Below are 18,184 nucleotides of genomic sequence, written 5' to 3' on the forward strand. Positions count from 1 at the left end.
CGCACCGATGAACCCGACCGACGAGGGGGTCGACCTGCATGTTCCGCGCGGCCTAAGCTGCCTTCTGCCCGCCCCGGGAGCCGACTCGTGAAGGCCGCTCGGGCAATCGGCGGTCGCGTCGTCCTCAGCGACGTCGACGAACCGCCAGGAGAGGGCGAGTTGCTCACCATGCAGGCAGTGGGCATATGCGCCAGCGACCTCGGCGCCATGGCTGCGGCAACGGGACGGATCCTGGGCCACGAACTCGTCGGCACACGGGTCGATGGCACGCGGGTGATCGTCGAGGCACTCTACGGTTGTGGGGAGTGCGAGTTCTGCAGTGACGGGCGAATCAACCTTTGTCCGACGACCCTGACGCGATCGCTCGGCGTCCGAATGGACGGCGGTATGGTCGAGCGGTTCCGGGTACCCGGTGCCAGACTGGTCGAGTTGCCCGACGGCCTGCACGCTGGGTCAGCGACGCTGGTGGAGCCGGCGGCGGTCTCGTGGCACGGAGCCCGGATCGCCGGCACGAATCCGAACACCCGGGTACTCGTGGTCGGCGCTGGATCGGTCGGGCTGTTGGCCGTGGCCGCGGCACAAGCCCAGGGAGCTCCCGAGGTGAGCGTAGCCGCCCGACACCCACACCAGAAGGCGATCGGCGAGCGGCTCGGGGCCACCGAGCCAACCGACACCTACGACATCGTCCTCGAGACGGCGGGCACAGCAAGTGCGCTTCAATACGGGGTACAACGGCTGAGGCCAGGCGGCACGCTGGCCATCCTCTCGGTGCACTATGGCAATCTCGACCTGCCGTACCCGTTCCTGATGGTCAAGGAAGCCCGGATCGTCGCATCACTGGGATACGGCTCGCACCCCGGCGGCCGTGAAATCCTGCAGGCTGCGGACATGCTTGTAGGCCGCCCGGAGATCGCCGAGGCCCTCGTGACGCATCGCTTCCCCTTGAAGGACGTCGAGGAAGCGTTCCGCGTCGCCGGCGACCGCCGGTCGGGCGCCATCAAGGTCGTCGTCGAACTTTGCTGAGCTCGACCCTGCCTGAGAGCGCCACCTCATCGAAGGATTCGGGTGCTGTCACGACCTGACAGCGCCACTCTCACAGAGTCTCTCGCGGTCATGTTGAAGCGGTCTGCCAGGCGGAGTCCTGCGAAGGCCGACGGGTAGTTTGCGTCATCGCGTCGAAGTTCCCCAAAGCCCGAACCAGGTCGACCGGACGTCCGCCCAAAATTATTCCATCTGAGTGATGGCCGAACAGTAGTCCCTGCCGATTTGGTCGTCCCGCCGAGGCGGATCGCCTACCTGGCGAAGGGGCACACCCGCAGCGTTTTCGGAAACAGGCGTCGTTCCGGGCGCGCGGTCCTTCATCTACTGGCCGTCGGCGTTGCCGGTCCTCGTCCCGATCGGTCGCGCGACTCCTCAATACCGTCCTACTCGCAAATAGACCCACGAAAGATCAGCGCTGAAGCGGAGAGAAAATGATTAGAGTGCGGAATCGTACGGATACTCGGAGAAGGTCACTGGCAGTTGGGGTTGCAACCGCTGTCATCGCAACCCTGACCATTGGCGGGTGCGGCACGTCATCTGGCAATCACAGTGGAACGGATTCCACCAGAACATACACAGTCGGAATCTTAACCGACGAGACCGGCCCGGCCGCATCGGGCAACAAGCTGAGCGTTGACGGTGTCAAGGCGGGTACCTTCTACGCCAGTCGTGAGGGCATCACGATCAAGTATGTGGTGGCCGACACGGCGACAAATCCAACCACAGCACTTACGGCCGCGCGGAAGCTGGTAACCCGGGACCACGTGTTCGCCGTGATCGCGAACTCGGCCATGACGTTCGCCGCGGCGCAGTATCTGACGGCGAACAACGTTCCGGTGATTGGTTACGCCGAGGACGGTCGTGAATGGTTCACCTCTCCGAACATGTTCTCGGTGACCGGACCGATGATTGACAAAGAGGTTACTACGACTATTGGAAGCTTCTTCAAGAAGGAGGGAGTGACCAGCCTCGCGTCGATCGGTTACTCGATCGCGCCTCAATCGCAGGCGTCGGCGCTCGCGTACGCCGAATCAGGACAGCTACAGGGAATCAAGGTCGGCTACCTCAACGCGCAGTTCCCGTTCGGCAGCACCGACGTCGGACCCGCGGTGCTGGCGATGAAGGCCGCCGGCGTCGACGGGTTCTATGCGAGCGTCGACCCGAACACCGCCTTCGCTTTCATCACCGCGCTGCAACAACAGGGCGTGCACATCAAGGCCGCGCTGCTACCCGTCGGGTACGGCGGCGACCTCATCCAGGCCGGTCCTGGGGCGCGGCAGGCCGCGCAGGGTGTCTACTTCCTGCTGGGCTACCAGCCGATCGAGATGCAGACAGCCGCCACCAAGGCGTTCGAAAGCGATCTGAAGGCCGCGGGCGTCAGCGGACTGCCGGGGCTCGCCCACTACAACGGGTACCTGGCTACGGGACTGTTCGTCCGGGCCGTCAAGGCGGCCGGAACAAACCCGACACCCGCGTCGCTCATCACCGCACTGAACAGCATCCATGACTGGAACGGCCTTGGCCTGTTCGGGGACCAGAAGTTCGACCTTGCACAGCACAAGATCACATCCGGGGAGTGCGTGTTCGTCAGCCAGCTCGAAGGCGACAAATTCGCTCCCGTCCGAGGCGCCCTCCCAATCTGCGGCCAGCTGACCGACAAGACGGTGAGCCTCAAGTCCTGAAAGACGGCTGCCAGCCCTCTTGCCACGCGATCGCGACCGGTCGCAACTCCAGCGCCGACGATGTCGATTGCCCGCCGCCGCACCTACGATCTTCTGCTTGATGCGCCTTCCAGAGATCGGGTGGCGTTCGAGGCCCTACCGAAGGGGAATATCATTCATGGCTATACGTGTCGCGCAGTGGACGACGGGGGAAGTGGGAAGGCCCGCAGTTCGTGCGGTGTTGGCGACCCCCGGTCTCGAGCTCGTGGGTTGCTTCGCCTGGAGTAAGGACAAGGTCGGAAAGGACGTCGGTGAGCTGTGCAAGCTGCCGCCGCTCGGGATCACGTCGACCGGCGACCTCGACGAGTTCATCGCACTGCGGCCCGACGTCGTGCTCTACATGCCGCTGGTCTGGAGTGTCGACGAAATGGTGCGGCTACTCGAGGCCGGGATCAACGTGATCTCGACGGCCAACTTCATCACCGGTCATTCCTACGGCGAGGAGGAGATGCGACGGCTGGACCAGGCAGCGAAGAACGGAGGCGTCTCGCTGTACGGTTCAGGTGTCAACCCGGGCCAGGCGAGCGCGGTGGGCCTTACTGTGGCGGCCGTGTGCCGGGAGGTAGAGCGGCTGTCCATCTTCGAAGCGGCCGACTGCACCCCCTACCCGTCCGCCGAGACGTGGCGCTCGGTGGGGTTCGGATCGCCTCCTGACACCCCTGGACTGGCCGAGACCGCACGTAAGCGCCAGCTCGTCTTCCAAGACGCCGTCGAAGTCACGGCCAAGGCACTCGGTGTCGAGCTGGACGACGTCCGATACGCGCCCGAATTCGGCGTCGCGACGAAGGACCTAGACCTCGGGTACATGCAGATCGCAAAGGGCATGGTGTGTGGGATCAAGGGAGTGTGGCAGGGGATCGTCAACGGTAAGCCGTTCGTGGAGCTGGGCCTGCTCTGGAGGCTCGGCGACGCCATGGAGCCAGACTGGCCGATCGCGGAGGGCTATGTCATCGAGGTGCGTGGAGTACCCAACGTCCGCGTACGTTACGAATTGGACCCCCCGGCCGTTGGCGATGACTTTAGCGCCAGCACCGCGAATCCGGCGGTCAACGCCATACCCGCGGTCGTCGCCGCGCATCCAGGACTCGTCACCATCGACGAGCTGCCCCTGATCACGGCACGATCGGTGTCCATCGCTTCCTGACGCCGAAACGCACGAAACCGCCGGCCATGCCGGCCACCTGCTGCCGGTCGTGCCGTCCTCACTAGTGAGGACGGCACGACCGGCCGGTAGTCGCTATCGCGAGGTTAGCCCGGCTCGGCCGGAAGAGGGTGCTCTGCCCGCTGAGCCTCGGCCCGCCGCAGCCGGTCCTCGATGTAGGCCCACATGTCCGCGTGGCTGGTAGTGCAGCCGACGGCGCTCTCCATGACCAGGAAGCGGCCGATACTGGCCATGAGCAGCGCTACCACGCTCGGCGGAACTCCACCGAGGTCGACCTGCTCATCCTCGACGAGCCTGGACAGCACGTCCCGCTCGGTCTCGTGGAACCGGGTGGAGTAGTTGGCGATCTCCGTACGTATGGCCTTGCGGTGGTTGGCGAGGGCCATGAACTCCACGAGCAACGCTGTGCCGCGGCTGTCGCTCGCGAGCTCCCACATCGCGCGTAGCGGCTCCGGGGAGTTCACCGCGCGCGACTGGCGCGCCAGGATCTGGTCGGCCCCGCGCCGGAACACCGCCAACAGCAGATTGTCCAGAGGGCCGAAGTAGTAGTACACGAGTCCGGGGTTGATCCCCGCGAGCGTGGCGACCCGACGGGTCGTCACGGCGGCATAGCCCTCCTCGAGCATGAGCTGCTCGGCCGCGTCGACCAGCATGGCCCGGGTCGCCGAGTCTTCCGGGCCACGTCGGTGCGAGCCGGCGGGGGCGCCGTCCGGAGGGGACTCGGGACGGTTGCCGGCCTCCACGTTGTCGCTATTCACCGCCGCGCCCTGGAGCTACGGGTCACCACAGTCTCGGCCATGTGCCCATCGTACCGCTGGTCAGCAAGGTGACAGCATTGCCTCCGGTCAGAGTGATTCGTCTACCGGTGGCAGATCGCCGGTCTGGTCGCGACAAAGATGTCGGCGACGCGGGGCCTCGAATCCGATCGACCGCCCACGATCCCGCCGACTACGGGCATACGCCATCCATGACCGATACGTGGAACAAGACTCAAGGATACCCGGCGGCGATAGTCCTTGTCTGACAATGAGGCCTGCAGCTCTAAGGTGGCGCGGCCGAAAACGCCAAGACTGTGGAAACGCCTTTGCCTCGGTTGCTACACCGATGAACCGACCGTAGGCGCGACTGGCAATTAGCCGGGTCGAGGGCTCGCGCGGATCTCGCTGCACAGCCTGATCGACACTCGCCCAGCAGGCGGTCTACTCCGAGGTGCGGCGGCGCGGTGGTTCGCGCCCGGATGGCGCGGGCGCGGTCTGTTACCGCGGTCGGTCTCGGGCGTTGTCGCCGGAATGGTTCTCGGCCGCTCCACCGGCTGCGGTCTCGCCTGGTGGAACCGCACCCGGTCGGGCCGTGCGAGGAGGGCCGGCTACAGGACCGCTCCTCCATTCGCCGCGATGATCTGGCCGGTGACGTAACCCGCCGCCTCCGAGCACAGGAAGGCGGCCGTGGCACCGATGTCGTCGGGTGTGCCGATCCGGCCGGCAGGGATCATCCGGGAGATAGTCTCGGTCCTCGGGATGTTCCGGTCGCTCTGAGCGCCACGCATTAGCGGGGTGTCCACCGCAAAAGGCGGAATCGTGTTCGCCGTGATGCCGCGGCCAGCGTACTCGAGCGCGACGGCCTTGGTCAGGCCGATCACGCCAGCCTTCGCGGCCGAGTAATGCCCCTGCCGAGCGGTGCCGGTCTGCCCGGCCGCGGACGAGATCGTCACGATACGACCCCAGCCGGCCGCGACCATGTCGGGTACGACCGATTGGATGCAGTGGAAGGTACCGGTCAGGTTGACCGCGAGATACCTCTCCCACAGTTCGAGGCTGATCTCCTCGAACGCCACGAACCCGGAGATCCCGGCGCTGGTGACGAGAATATCGACGGGCCCAAGCTCTGCGCGGACACGGTCCAGCGCGGCATCCACCGCCGCCCGATCCGAGACATCGGCCTCGGTGGACATCGCCTGGGCGCCCTCGGCCCGTAGGCGTTCTGCGACGTCTTTCGCGGCGGCACCGTCACGGTCGAGCACGGCTACCCGCCGTCCTGCTCGCGCCAGGTGGCCGCAGACGGCACTTCCTAGGCCCGACGCACCGCCGGTTACTAAGGCCACACGCGTCATGTTGCTCTGGTCCCTTCTCAGTCACGTCCGGCCAGCCGACATACCCGCGTAGACCGCAGACAGGCGATCCGGTGGCTGCTGTCGTCGCGCGGGGCCTGTGGTCCGTCGGACGCTCAAACGATCAATCGCCCTCCACGCCGTCAGGCGGATGGGCGCCAGCAGTGCCGCGATCGTGTCCGCGTTCCTCCGGATAACGCCGAGAATCAGCTGCCAGGAACGCTGCCGACGACCTCGTCAGGCGACTGGCCAATGTCGTTAGGCAGATGTCTAACATCAGGCTCGGGCTGCGGTCAAGCGGCGCGAGGTCTCGAGGTCGGCCGAGCACCGGCGGTGTCCATCAAGACGCGCGACCAGCCCAGACACATACTCGGCCACCCGCCGCGGCGGCTCGGCCCGCCCGAACCGCGCCCCGACTCGACCACACAGGCCTTCCAGTGCCGCCGGCCACGCGTCCACCACTACGGCGTCAATCATCCATATTGATCATCAACTGTGAGTTCGGCGACCCTGACCTGCGCGGTTAGACCGAGTTGGCGTAGGCGAACGGCGGCGAGCCGGCTAGTCCCGCCTGAAGGGCCGCGCTGGCGGCACTGCGGCGTCTGCCGCCGCGTTCCCCGGCGGCACCACGACCGGCTCCAGTTACACCGTCGGCGCCGAGACCGCCGTCGGTCGAGGAACAGAACCCGCGGGCCTGCTCGCCTCGACGACCGACGCCCGCGGGAAGGTCACGGCCTACCGCGGAACGAGCGCTTCTACAAGACGTTCCGCCCCGACCTGGAGAACCCGACCCGCGAGGACGCGGAGCTGGCGTTCCCGGTGCTGCAGGCGATGCCGATCCCCAGTCCCGACACGACTGATCGCTCCGCTTCCCGGTCCGCGGAGAAGGTCCACGTGGATGCTCTTCCGTCCAGCGCACACAGCTCGTCGGCGGTGAGCCGGGTGATCCCCTGGAAGTCGGACCGGGACACTCCGCCGGGTTCGTCGGGAATGTGACGGTCCAACCGATATGCCTGCGCCGTGTGTCACCGTGGCCGGGTGATCTATGCACGGAATGCCGGTGCGCGGTCGGTCGCCTCGGCCGTGTATGCCGCTGTCCTGGCCGTGGTGCTTACCGGTGCGGCGGCGTGCTCGCACGCCAGGCATCTCGTTCCCGCGGGGCCACGCCCGGCGGACATCGTGATCGACGCGGACGCCGCCCGGGTGCTGGAGTTTGGCTCCATCGGTGACTTCCACATGCTCGTCGGTGGGCAGGGCACTCCGGTCGACCCGGCGACCGCCCGGGTGGTCGGGCCGAAGTTCTCCGTCGACCTGGACGCGACGGCGGTAGTCACGTCCATCAACGATGCCGTGCTTTTCGAAAGCCTCGAAAACCAGCTCGCCCCGGACGACGTGAGCGGGCTGCTCCGTCATCCCCATCGGGTCACCGCCGGCTACGAGCTGCTGTTCGCCCACGTACCGGATGGCGGCCGGCTGCCGGAGCCGCTGCGCGGCTATCCCACGATCGCCTCCGACCCGGGCTGGCAGGTCCTGGTGGGCGGTCAGCGCCGGCCGCTCACCGAAGCGAGTGACACCTTCTCGCTCCAGCCGGGGTCCATCGTGGTCGTGAGCGTTCCCGTCGGCCTGGACGCCTACCTGCTCGCCGCCAACGACGACTGGACCGAGATGATCAGCCTGCGTACCGGTCGCGTCGTCCCCGCCTGACGGCTCCGGCCCCGAGGCCCGTGAGAAATCGCGACAGGGCCGCCGTCCGGACAAGACGGCCATGAACGGACCCACGGAACAGGGAAACGCCGTGACACATGGCTGTCGTCGCCGCGGCCATCAGCGGAGGCGGCAGCCAGCGCTCGTCGGCTCAGCTGGGTCTCCTGGGAGATCAGCTGGTCGCAACGTGCCGACCAATCATTGGCGCCGACTGAGCAGGGGAGCATGCCGCTCCCCGCAGGCGGCGAGGGCGCATCACTCACCGCCGCCACCGTCCCCACCGCCGTCGCCACCGTCGGCGTCGGCCGCCGCACCGTCATCCGCCGCGACGGCCGCGTCCGGAGGTTCAGCGGGCGCCTTCGGCTCGGACTCAGGCTCGGGTTGAGGTTGGGGCTGCGGCTGGTTCGACCGCTGTGCCGATCAGGGCGACCCGGGCGGAGCCGCGGGCGGTGGCGAGAACCCGGATCACGCGGTTCGGTCAGTGCCCGGCGGATGTCGCGGGCGAGGGCGAGTCGGGTCCCGGGATCGCGAGGGTCACGGCGACGCCGGCCCGTTCCGCGGTGTCGATGCAGGCCCGGAGTTCGCGGGCGAGAGGGGTCGGGACGTCGTCGCTCTCGGCGAACAGCCGGCGGATGCGGGCGGCCTCGACCGCGCGCGGCCCGGATCACCGGATCGGCTGGATCCGCTGAACGCCTGACGCCGTCAATGCCCATTTCAGCGCCCTCGCGGACCGGGCACAGCGCTTCACCAGTCCTGACGAGCTGGCAGGTTGACGTCTGGTCTGCCGGTGGATCATCAGCGGGCGAGTGGTCGCAGCAGCGCGAGGGCGGTGGTGAGGTCGGCGGGCCGTTCGATGGTGGGAGGCAGGTCCGGCCAGCCGGGGCCGGCGGCGGCGAGCAGGGGCTGGTGCCGGCCGAGCAGGCAGGCCTGGAGTTGATGGGGGTCGCCGGTCGCCTGCGTGTGTGACCAGATGAGGACGGCGGTGGGGCGGGTTCGGTGGATGGTGGCGGTGAGCGCCGTCGACGGGACTCTGGGGGCGAGCACGCGGCTGGTGGCGCCGTGTTCGGCCAGTGCGGCGGCGAGCGCTTCGAGGGGCAGGGTGTGCTGTTCCTCGGCGGCGCAGGCGAGCAACAGCCGAGGTTGCCGGGCGGGGTCGTCGGGCCGGGGTACCGCGGTGAGCGCTTCGGAGACGCAGCGGGAAAGCAGATGCTCGACCTCGATGAGCCGTCCGGTCGCGGCGTGGCGTTTCCCTAGGCCGACCAGCACGGGGCATAGGAGATCGTTCCAGGTGTCGGCGACTCCGTGGTCTCGTATCGCTGTGGTGATGAGGCCGCTGATCGTCGCGGTGTCGAGCCGCATCGCGGCTCGCGCGAGGCCGCGGGCGGCAGGGCCGGCGGCTGGGCCGACCGCGATCGTGTGGCCGCCGCCGTCGTGGCCGCCGCCGTTGCGGCTGCTGCCGTCGTGTCCGGCGCTGTCGTGTCCGGCGGTGGGTGGGGCGGCCGGGACGGGTGGGCGGGTGAGGACGGTGCGGGCCGCTTCGGCGGCGGGAAGGCCGCGGGCGGTGAGCTGGGCCATGAGGTCGAGCCGGGCGATGTCGGCCTCGGTGTAGCGGCGGTGTCGCCCGGGGGAGTGCTGGCTGGGTCCCAGGCCGTAGCGTTGATGCCAGGTTCGCAGGGTGGTGACGGCTATGCCGAGCCGGCGGGCGACGTCTCCCGCGCTGGCGCTGTCCGGCTCGTTCACTGGCCTTGTCTACCGCGGATGGGTGACAGAGCGGGGAATCGCCGCGGTGAGGCGAGGGTGACGGAGCCCGGCGGCGACCACCTGCGTGTCACGAGGATCGCTGGCTGGCCGCGGTGGCGAGGCGGCAGAGCGCCTCACGGGTCTGCGGGTCGAGTGGACCATCGTTGACCGCGGCGAATGCGTGGGCGACTCGTTCGGCGATCATCCGGTTGAGCTGGGTGACCGCGCCCGTCCGCGTGATCAGCGCGGCCAGGCGCGGCAGATCCTCCGGCGAGCGGCGAGCCAGCAGTGCGCGCAGTTCGGCGGCCTCAGTGCCGGTCGCGCTCGAGCGGGCGAGTTCGACGAGCACGGTCGATCTGCCGCGCAGGAGGTCCTCACCCACCGGTTTGCCGGTGACGTGCGGGTCGCCGTAGACGCCGAGCAGGTCGTCGCGCAGTTGGAATGCTTCGCCGACCGCCAGGCCGTAGCGGGTGTACACCCGCGCCAGCGTCCCGTCGCCGGTGGCGCCACCGAGCATGGCTCCATAGACGAGTGGCCTCACGACCGTGTAGCTGGCCGTCTTGAGCCGGGCGACGCGCAGGGCGTGCTCGACGGGTGACGGGTCGCGGGCGGCGTTGCCGAGCAGGTCCAGGAACTGCCCGGCGATCGCCTCCAGGCGCATCCGGTCATACCCCTCACGGGCGGTGAGCAGCGTCGCCGCCGGCAGCTCGGCGTTGCCGGCGAGCCGGTCGGCCCACACCATGCACAGGTCGCCGATGAGGATCGCGGCGTGGTGCCCGAACTCGTCCGGGTCTCCAGGCCAACCGAGGGCGACGTGGCGGGCGGCTACCGCTCGGTGCGCGGTCGGCAGGCCCCGCCGGGTGGCGGAGTCGTCCATGACGTCGTCGTGGACGAGCGCGCACGCGTGCAGCAGCTCCAGCGCGCCCAACGCGGGCAGCACCGGCGCCACCGGCCGGTCCGGTCCGGCGGCGCCGCGCCACCCCCAGAAGGCGAACACGGACCGCAGGCGCTTTCCGCCACCGAGGACCATCTGCCGAGCCACGGCGACCAGCACCTCGAGGCTGGGATCCAGATCCGTCAACGACGCGGCCTCCGCGTCCAGGAACGCCGTCAGCAGGCGATGAACAGCGTCGGCGACGTCCACGGAAGGCGACGACAGAGCGTCCGCCACCCTCGCGGTGACCCCCGCGCCAGCGTGCTCTACCACACCGGCAGCGTACCTCCGCGGTCAAGTTGCGTCGATTGGTGCGTCGAAATCTGGTCCCCGGGGCCGGGTCGCGGTCCTTGACGTCCACAGGCCGACCTGCCTAGAGTAAGCATTCTGCATTATATTTACTCTCGGCGGTGCCAACCTGCCCCTGGCGCCAGGGGGTACGTGACGAAATAGCGGCCTGGTAGGGGAGAAGGAACAACCGGTGCTAGGAACTGGCAGTAGCGGTCGGCGATTACGGATCCAGGTCGGGCTGAGTCTTTTCGCTGCCGTCGCGGTCGCGCTGGCCGCCTGCGGCGGATCGTCGGGAACAGTCAGTGGTAGGGCCAGCTCCAGTAATTCGCCGACCGTCACCCTCAAGATTGGCGTACTGGCCGACATCACCGGGCCGCTCTCCACGATCGGTAACGCCGCGCTCAACGGCATCAAGGCGGGTATCGAGGACGTAAAGTCGCAGGGTTACGACGTCCAATACACTCTTGCCGACACGAACTCGACGCCAGCGGGCGCTGTCATCGCCGCTCGGCGGCTGGTCGACCAGCAGCATGTCACCGCGGTTCTCACGGGTTCCGCGATGACCTTCGCCTCTGCTCCGTACCTGCAGCAGCACCAGATTCCCGTGATCGGGCCGGCGCTGGACGGGCCCCACTGGATCGATGACACCAACATGTTCCCGACCTACGGCTATCTCAAGCCGACCCAGGTGGCCACGACCATCGGGAAGCTGCTGAAGCAGCAGGGCGTGTCGAACGTCGCGAGCGTGGGTTACTCGCTGAAGTCCGCCGCTCAGGCCGCCAGCGGCTATGCCGCGTCGGCGGAGGTGGCCGGTCTGCGGGTCGGCTATCTCAACACGACCGTGCCCGTGGGTAGCACCGATGTCGGGCCGCTTGTCCTTGCCATGAGGAACGCGAAGATCGACGGATTCGTGGGGCCGCTGGCCTCCGCGACCGCGATCGCGGTGCTGACCGGGCTGCGGCAGCAGGGCGTCGAGGTCAAGTTCGCCGCCGTGCAGTCTGGCTACGGCAACGACCTTCTCAAGGCAGGCCCCGCCACAGCGCGTAACGCGACTGGAGCGTATTTCCTGACGTCCTACCAGCCAGTCGAGATGAACACGCCGGCTACCCAGCGCTTCCAGCGTGCGCTGCGCGCGGTCGGCGCGCCGGCGGAGCCGTCGGCCGCGACCTACGACGGGTTCACCGCGGTCGAGCTCCTCGTCCGCGGCGCGAAGGCGACCAGCGGCACCGCGACATCGAGTGGTCTGATCAAGACGCTCGGTTCGATCACCGACTGGGATGGGGCCGGTCTGTTCGGCAGCGTGCGGGTCGACTTCGCTGATCGGACCAGGACCAGTTCCGTCGGCGTGAACGACTGCCTGTTCGTCAGCAGGTGGGACGGCACGGCCTTCCAGCCCGTCACGGGCGCGACACCGGTCTGCGGTGCGGCCGTTCCAGGGAGGACCGTGTCATGACCGACGCGGCGGCAGTGGAAGCCTCCGGCGGCGCGAACCCGCTGATCGACGAGGTGACCGCGCAGCGCCCGGCCTCGCCGACCTATCGCGAGGGCGCGTCGATGTGGGTGTGGGACGACCGCGGTCGCTTCGCCTTCCCGCGGATCGGGGTCGAGGCGGTCGGAGCCACCTGGGAGACGTCCTTCACCTCCGCGTTGTGCATGGCTTTTCCAGGCGGTCGCCTGCTGCTGGTCAACGACGATTACCCCCCGCATCCGGCCGCCGACGACGTGGGCAGGCCGCGGATCTTCGGCGCGGGCCCGTTGCTGTTCGAATGCGTCGAGCCGTTCGCCCAGTGGCGCCTGCGTTTCGCTGGAAACGCGAAATCGACGGACGTGAGCCGGTTCCTCGATGGTGGGAAACACCGGCTCGGGCCCGGCGACGCCGTCGAGGTGCCGCTGGCCGTGGAGCTGACCGCGCGGTCCGTCGCCCCACCGTGGTTTCAGAACACCTACGAACCGTTGGGGCATCATGTCGCCGGAGAGCAGCGTTTCGAGCAGCTGTGCGCGGTCACGGGGACGGTCACGTTCGAGGGTGGCACGACCGAGTTCACGGGCGGTGCCCTGCGCATTCACCGGAAGGGCGGGAACCGCAACGGCTACGGTGAGTTTCATGGCCACCTGTGGGCGTCGACGAGTTTCCCGAGCGGGCGCGCGTTCGGCCTGATTCACTACCGCCCCGGCCCGGATGGCGCGGTGAAATACCACGAGGCCTGGGTCCGCGACGGCGGTGAACTGCTCCCGGCGCGCATTGTCGATACGCCCTGGCTGGCCGGTACCGTGCCCGCGGGAGAAGACGTGTCGTTCACCCTGCGGACGCGCCGCGGGGACATCCGGATCACGGCCCGGACCTTCGTCTCGTCCTTCCGGCCCCCTCGACCGATCGGTGACGGCACCACGTTCCCGCTGCTGCAGTCCGCGATCGCGAGTTTCCGCTGGGGCGACGAGGAGGCCTACGGGATGATCGAGCGCTCGGCGCGGCTCTAGCGCCGTGTCCGGCCAGGTCCGCCCGCTGGCTTGATCGCCGTTTCGGCCCTCGCCTGGTCACAAAATCGCCGCGGTCACGGCCATGCGAGGGCGAAAACGGCGATCTTGCTTGCCCCGGGACGAGGCGAACCCGGTCAGACGCGGCTCCGGCGCACCGCAGATCTTCGTGCGATGGATCGATCGGTGGCCGGCCGAGGCCAGGTCGGACGTCGGCAGGCGCCCAGGTCAGGGCGGCGTCATCGCGGGTACGGGTCGACAGGCGGCGGGACGATCGTCGGGGCACCCCTCGCGCGGTCCGGGCCGGGCGTCCGGCGACCGGCGCGTCAGCTGCCACGCCCACGCCGCCGGTCTGCGTCGTGGTCGCACTCCTTGGGCGCGAGCGCTGGAGATCCGCTCGGTGGCGCTGACCCGGGAAGCAAGATGTTAAGACATCAAGCTTAACTAGTGGTTATGCTGTGAGGCGTGAACGATGACGTCGGGGAGGTCGGGGAGTCCGCCACCCTGGTCTGCCGGGTCGAGGCCGCCGTGCCGAGCGCCATGGCGGTCCCCGGCGAGCATGTCTGCCGCATTCAGACGGAAGTCGGCGCCCATCGCGACCTTCCGTGGTCGGAGGTGCGATACCAGTGAACCCAGTGCAGGCCTTTGCGCAGGCCACTCCCCGGGCACTCGACGAGGAGACCATCGAGGCCGTCCGGCGTCGCGTCGGGATTCCCGTCCGGCGCTCCCGGCGCCCGCACAACGAGGTGTGCTCCAGCGACTCGTTCCGCCACTTCGCCCAGGGGTACGGCGACGACAACCCGCTGTACAGCGAGCCCGGGTATGCCGGCGGCTCGTCGTGGGGCTCGTCGATCGCTCCGCCGCTGTACCCGACCTCGGCCGGCATCCTGCGGCCGGTCGCGTGGTCGGCCGACGAGGAGGCGGAGATGGCGGGCGGCGACCCGCTGGCGGGGATAGGCCAGTACATGTGCGGCGAGCGCTGGGTCTTCGTCAGGCCGGTCCGGGCCGGCGACCTGCTGCTGCGCTCCCAGTGGCTCTTCTCGGCCGATCTGAAGACGAGCGTGTTCGGCGGCGGCACCGGAGCGCTGCTGTCCCATCGGATCGCCTGGGAGGACGACGCGGGGTCGCCGTACGCGTTCCGGTTCCTGGACTTCTGGCACGCGGACCGCGACGGGACGCGCAAGACGGCGAAGAGCCGCCAGATCGAGCGGGCGCCCTTCAGCGACGAGGACATCGAGCGCATCGACGCCTGCTACGAGGCGGAGACGGTGCGCGGATCGACCCCGCGGCTCATCGACGAGGTGCAGGTCGGCGACGAGCTCGGCCCGATCGTGAAGGGCCCGCTCACGGTGACCGATGTGATCGGCTGGCACGTCGGGACCGGGATGGGCGACTACGGGGTCGGCCCGTTGCGGATCGGCTACCGCAACCGTCGGCGCGTCCCGAAGTTCTACCTGAGGAACGAGCTCGGTGTCTGGGATGCCGCCCAGCGCTGCCACTGGGACCAGGGCTGGGCGGAGCGCCTGGGGCATCCGGCGCCCTACGACTACGGGATCATGCGGACCACCTGGATGGTCCACCTCCTGACCAACTGGATGGGCGACGACGCCTGGATCTGGACGCTGACCAGCTCGGTGCGCAAGTTCAACTACCTCGGCGACGTCCATTTCGTCTCCGGCACCGTGCGCGAGGTCGACCGGGCGGCCCGCACGGTGACCATCGACCTCGTCGGCGTGAACCAGCGCGGACAGACCACCTGTGACGGGCGGGCGGTCGTCATCCTCCCGCCTCCCGGCGGCGGATCGGCGGCACTGCCCGCGTTCCGACCGGAGGACGTGCCCGCGGCGACCGCGCCATGACCGGCGCGCAGGGGCCGGAGGCATCCTCGGCCGGTCCGGCGGGCTTCCTGGCGGGGCTCACGATCCTCGAGCTCGGCGACGGCATCGCCGGCTCGGCCGCGACCAGTCTGTTAGCGGGTCTCGGCGCCGAGGTGACCACCGTGATCGATCCGGCCAGCCCGCACCGCCAGGCCCGGCCCAGGACCTCGACCAACGCGGGCCCGGTGAGTCTCCTGCCGGTGATCCTCGACCGCGGCAAGCGGATCGTCCGCGGGAACGACCTCGACGTTGCCGGGATCAGGGCGCTGCTCGCTCGCGGCGGCGACAGCCGCGGGCCGTTCGACCTCGTCATCGTCGATCGCGTCGAGGGCGTGCGAGGCCCGCTGGCATCGCTGCGGGACATCCCGACGTACACGTCGTTCGTGGCGGGCGCCAACCGTGGCGCCTGGCTGTCGATCAGCGCGTTCGGCCTGTCCGGTGCGCGCCGTGACGACATCGCGACGGAGATCACGCTCGCGGCGGCCAGCGGCATGCTCGCGACCGTGCGGGACGCGAGCTGGGGCAACCCGCTCAAGCTGGCGGGCTACCAGTCGCTGCTCAACTGCGCCCAGGCGGCGGCGCTCGCGTCCTGCCACGCCGTCGACCTCGCCCGGGACGGCGAGCCGGCGCACCTCGACCTGTCGGCCGTGGAAGCCACCATCGCGATGGGGCCGACGCTCGAGATCGCGACGGTGCTGCTCAACACCGGTGGCCCCGCCGGGGCGAAGCGCTACGGCGCGCCCGCCAGCTTCTACCGCTGCCAGGACGGCCAGGTCCGTATCTCGGCCATGGAGGACCATCAGTGGCGCGGCGTGGTCGCCGCCATGGATTCACCCGACTGGGCCGAGCGCTTCGCCACGACCGCGGCGCGGATCGAGTACCCGGAGGAGATCGACCGGCGGATCGGCGAGTGGACCCGCACCCTCACCAAGACACGGGCCGAGACTCTGCTCCAGTCACACGGGGTGCCGGCGACGGCCATGTACTCGCCGGCCGAGACCCTGGAATCGCCCCAGCTTCGCCACCGGGGTTCCTTCGAGTCCGTGCGCCTTCCAGACGGGCAGGAGGCGACGGTCGTCGGTGCCCAGTACCGGCCGATCGAGGTGGAGCGGACGGGCGACGTCGCGGCCGAGGGGACTGGTCCTGTCACGGGGCGCCGCGGCCGGTCGCTACGCGGCCTGCACGTGGTCGAGGCGAGCCACGTGCTGGCGGCCCCGCTCGCCGGTGCCCTCCTGGGCGCGATGGGCGCGCAGGTCACGAAGCTGGAGGATCTGCGGCGCCTGGACATGTACCGCCGGCGCGGGCCGTACATCGACCAGGTCGCGGGGGGCGAGCGTTCCGCCTACTTCGCGCTGGTCAACCATTCCAAGCGCAGCGTGGCCTTCGACCTCGAGGAGTCCCGCGAGCGCCTCGACGCCCTGCTGGCGGGCGCGGACGTGGTCATCGAGAACCTCGGGGGCAGGCGGGCCACCGCGCTCGGCCTGGCGGCGGGCGAGCTGGTGAAGCGTCGTCCGGACGTTCTGGCGGTCAGTTCGTCCGGCTTCGGCCAGGACGGGCCGTCCGCCTCCTACCGCGCCTATGCCTACAACCTGCAGGCGTCCTGCTGCCTCGGGTACCTGACCCGCAACGAGCAGGGCGAGCAGGCCGAGATCGATCTGCCCTGGGCCGATCTGGTCAGCGGGTTCGCGCTGGCCACGATCGTGGCGGCCTGGGCCGTCGGGCCGCGGGGCAACGACGGCGCGGGCGTCGACTTCGCGATGGCGGACCTCATCGTCGCCCACTTCAACGAGTTCGTCGCCGCGGCCAGTCTCAGCGCCGACAGCGACGCGCACGTCGACCGTGCCAACGAGATGTTCCCGTACGCGCCGAACGGGGTGTACGCGACCGAGGACGGCTGGATCGCGCTCTCCGTCGCGGACGACCAGCAGTTCGCCCAGCTCGTCAAGATCCTCGGCAGCGAACCGCTCGGCAGTCCGGAGTTCGCCGACGCACACGCCCGGTTCGAGCGGCGACGCGTCCTCGACGCCCTCCTGGCGGACGCGGCGGCCACCTGGAACGCCGGGACCCTCGCGCGCGACCTGCGCACGGTGGGAGTCGCCGCCGAGCAGGTCGTCGGCCCTCGGCAGCTTCCCGAATCGGACGCGCTCGGGTCCAGGGATTTCTTCACGTCCGTCGAACACCCCGAGTGGGGCCGCCGGCGGCTGATCGGCATCCCGTGGCGCCCGTTCGGCCAGCCCGCGATCGCGCTGGGCGCCCCGCCATGCCTCGCGGCCGAGGCACCGGAATGCTGAGGGTCGATCTCGACGAGCTGCGAGCGGCGTTGACGCTGACGCAGGTCGGCGAGGACAGCTACCAGGCGGCGAACCTCCAACTGGGTGGCGCCATCGTGTTCGGCGGCCAGATTCTGGCGCAGTCCGCGGTAGCAGCCCTGATCGGCCAGGCGGGGAAGTCGGTCAAGACCATGCACACGGTGTTCGCTCGGCCGGGGGCGTCCGCCAAGCCCTTGGACGTCAGCATCGAGCGGGTCCAGGCGGGCCGAGCGTTCGCCAGCGGCACGGTGACCTTCAGCCAGGAGGACGCGGTATGCGCCCGGTCGATGGTGCTGCTGTCAGCTGACGAACCGGACCTGATCCGGCACGGTGACGAGTGCGCACCCGGCCCGCCACCGGCCCCGGGCGGCGACGAGGGCGGCGCCTGGCGGACGGTCGTCGCCGGTGGAGTGGATGTCCGCGACCCCGACCAGGTCGGGCCGCCGGATCTCGACGTGTGGTCGCGGTGGATCGGCGTTCCCGACGACCTCGGGACAAGCCAGGCACTCCTCGCGCTGTCGACCGAAGGCTTTCTGATCGGGACCGCGATGCGTCCGCACCAGGGGGTCGGGCAGTCACAGGCGCACCGGACCCTGTCGACCGGGGTGATCAGCCACACGATCACCTTTCACCGGCCGTGCGACGCGGATGCCTGGGTGCTGCTGCGCCAGCACAGCCCGTTCGCGGGCGGCGGCCGGGCGTACGGGCGCGGCGACATCTTCACCGCGGGCGGCCAGCTCGTCGGGTCGTTCGCCCAGGACAGCATGATCCGCCCGATGCGACCGGCGCGCTCCGGGCGCCTCTGACAGATCTGCGCGGTCTC

14 protein-coding genes and 1 pseudogene are annotated in these 18,184 nt (G+C 69.3%); 11 read left to right on the plus strand and 4 right to left on the minus strand.

All coding sequences use genetic code 11. From position 1 onward, the window contains the following. Positions 1 to 87: 87 nt before the first annotated feature. From FRAEUI1C_RS13710 to FRAEUI1C_RS13720, 3 genes are all read left to right on the plus strand, one after another. Positions 88 to 1,023 carry a zinc-dependent alcohol dehydrogenase gene (locus FRAEUI1C_RS13710; protein WP_013423902.1) on the plus strand — a complete coding sequence of 312 codons (936 nt, stop codon included), beginning with the start codon at positions 88 to 90 and terminating at the stop codon, positions 1,021 to 1,023. A gap of 449 nt (positions 1,024 to 1,472) precedes the next feature. After that, entirely contained in the window at positions 1,473 to 2,723 is a 1,251-nt protein-coding gene (locus tag FRAEUI1C_RS13715; RefSeq protein ID WP_013423903.1) for an ABC transporter substrate-binding protein, read from the plus strand. A 157-nt stretch (positions 2,724 to 2,880) separates the two neighbouring features. After that, positions 2,881 to 3,906 carry an NAD(P)H-dependent amine dehydrogenase family protein gene (locus FRAEUI1C_RS13720; protein WP_013423904.1) on the plus strand — a complete coding sequence of 342 codons (1,026 nt, stop codon included), beginning with the start codon at positions 2,881 to 2,883 and terminating at the stop codon, positions 3,904 to 3,906. 104 nt (positions 3,907 to 4,010) lie between these two features. Here FRAEUI1C_RS13720 and FRAEUI1C_RS13725 read toward each other — a convergent pair whose 3' ends face one another. Both FRAEUI1C_RS13725 and FRAEUI1C_RS13730 read right to left on the minus strand, forming a co-directional pair. Beyond that, entirely contained in the window at positions 4,011 to 4,682 is a 672-nt protein-coding gene (locus tag FRAEUI1C_RS13725) for a TetR/AcrR family transcriptional regulator (protein WP_013423905.1), read from the minus strand. A gap of 608 nt (positions 4,683 to 5,290) precedes the next feature. Then, positions 5,291 to 6,034 carry an SDR family NAD(P)-dependent oxidoreductase gene (locus tag FRAEUI1C_RS13730; protein ID WP_013423906.1) on the minus strand — a complete coding sequence of 248 codons (744 nt, stop codon included), beginning with the start codon at positions 6,032 to 6,034 and terminating at the stop codon, positions 5,291 to 5,293. 732 nt (positions 6,035 to 6,766) lie between these two features. Between FRAEUI1C_RS13730 and FRAEUI1C_RS42170 the strand changes: the two are divergent. Beyond that, positions 6,767 to 6,901: pseudogene (locus FRAEUI1C_RS42170) on the plus strand (SDR family mycofactocin-dependent oxidoreductase); the annotation flags it as partial. 168 nt (positions 6,902 to 7,069) lie between these two features. Next, positions 7,070 to 7,735, plus strand: a complete 666-nt coding sequence (locus FRAEUI1C_RS13740; RefSeq protein ID WP_232425422.1) for a hypothetical protein — start codon at positions 7,070 to 7,072, stop codon at positions 7,733 to 7,735. 795 nt (positions 7,736 to 8,530) lie between these two features. Here FRAEUI1C_RS13740 and FRAEUI1C_RS13750 read toward each other — a convergent pair. Then, entirely contained in the window at positions 8,531 to 9,475 is a 945-nt protein-coding gene (locus tag FRAEUI1C_RS13750) for a MerR family transcriptional regulator (protein ID WP_013423909.1), read from the minus strand. Positions 9,476 to 9,563: 88 nt separating this feature from the next. Next, positions 9,564 to 10,619 carry a polyprenyl synthetase family protein gene (locus FRAEUI1C_RS13755; RefSeq protein ID WP_232425423.1) on the minus strand — a complete coding sequence of 352 codons (1,056 nt, stop codon included), beginning with the start codon at positions 10,617 to 10,619 and terminating at the stop codon, positions 9,564 to 9,566. A gap of 271 nt (positions 10,620 to 10,890) precedes the next feature. Between FRAEUI1C_RS13755 and FRAEUI1C_RS13760 the strand changes: the two genes are divergently transcribed. The 6 genes from FRAEUI1C_RS13760 to FRAEUI1C_RS13780 all read left to right on the plus strand — a co-directional run bounded on the left by FRAEUI1C_RS13760 (position 10,891) and on the right by FRAEUI1C_RS13780 (position 18,167). Further along, positions 10,891 to 12,153 (plus strand): ABC transporter substrate-binding protein, encoded by a 1,263-nt coding sequence (locus FRAEUI1C_RS13760; protein ID WP_013423911.1) that lies wholly within the window; start codon positions 10,891 to 10,893, stop codon positions 12,151 to 12,153. Further along, on the plus strand, positions 12,150 to 13,178 hold the full coding sequence (locus FRAEUI1C_RS13765; RefSeq protein WP_013423912.1) for a DUF7064 domain-containing protein: 1,029 nt from the start codon (positions 12,150 to 12,152) through the stop codon (positions 13,176 to 13,178). The genes FRAEUI1C_RS13760 and FRAEUI1C_RS13765 overlap by 4 nt, the downstream gene beginning before the upstream one ends. Before the next feature lie 462 nt (positions 13,179 to 13,640). After that, positions 13,641 to 13,805, plus strand: a complete 165-nt coding sequence (locus FRAEUI1C_RS39540) for a hypothetical protein (RefSeq protein ID WP_157734926.1) — start codon at positions 13,641 to 13,643, stop codon at positions 13,803 to 13,805. Further along, a complete protein-coding gene (locus FRAEUI1C_RS13770) occupies positions 13,802 to 15,034 on the plus strand; it encodes an FAS1-like dehydratase domain-containing protein (protein ID WP_013423914.1) in 1,233 nt (410 codons plus the stop codon). The genes FRAEUI1C_RS39540 and FRAEUI1C_RS13770 overlap by 4 nt, the downstream gene beginning before the upstream one ends. Further along, positions 15,031 to 17,343, plus strand: a complete 2,313-nt coding sequence (locus FRAEUI1C_RS13775; RefSeq protein ID WP_013423915.1) for a CoA transferase — start codon at positions 15,031 to 15,033, stop codon at positions 17,341 to 17,343. The genes FRAEUI1C_RS13770 and FRAEUI1C_RS13775 overlap by 4 nt, the downstream gene beginning before the upstream one ends. Then, on the plus strand, positions 17,337 to 18,167 hold the full coding sequence (locus tag FRAEUI1C_RS13780) for an acyl-CoA thioesterase (RefSeq protein WP_013423916.1): 831 nt from the start codon (positions 17,337 to 17,339) through the stop codon (positions 18,165 to 18,167). The genes FRAEUI1C_RS13775 and FRAEUI1C_RS13780 overlap by 7 nt, the downstream gene beginning before the upstream one ends. Positions 18,168 to 18,184 lie beyond the last annotated feature (17 nt).

This window comes from Pseudofrankia inefficax (genome assembly GCF_000166135.1).
GTDB lineage: Bacteria > Actinomycetota > Actinomycetes > Frankiales > Frankiaceae > Pseudofrankia > Pseudofrankia inefficax.

What these genes read in the sequence shown, in the direction of transcription:
- FRAEUI1C_RS13720 (WP_013423904.1), top strand. Translation starts at nt 2,881, where the DNA reads ATGGCTATACGTGTCGCGCAGTGGACGACGGGGGAAGTGGGAAGGCCC.
- FRAEUI1C_RS13730 (WP_013423906.1), bottom strand. Translation starts at nt 6,034, where the DNA reads ATGACGCGTGTGGCCTTAGTAACCGGCGGTGCGTCGGGCCTAGGAAGT.
- FRAEUI1C_RS13780 (WP_013423916.1), top strand. Translation starts at nt 17,337, where the DNA reads ATGCTGAGGGTCGATCTCGACGAGCTGCGAGCGGCGTTGACGCTGACG.
- FRAEUI1C_RS13775 (WP_013423915.1), top strand. Translation starts at nt 15,031, where the DNA reads ATGACCGGCGCGCAGGGGCCGGAGGCATCCTCGGCCGGTCCGGCGGGC.
- FRAEUI1C_RS13765 (WP_013423912.1), top strand. Translation starts at nt 12,150, where the DNA reads ATGACCGACGCGGCGGCAGTGGAAGCCTCCGGCGGCGCGAACCCGCTG.
- FRAEUI1C_RS13715 (WP_013423903.1), top strand. Translation starts at nt 1,473, where the DNA reads ATGATTAGAGTGCGGAATCGTACGGATACTCGGAGAAGGTCACTGGCA.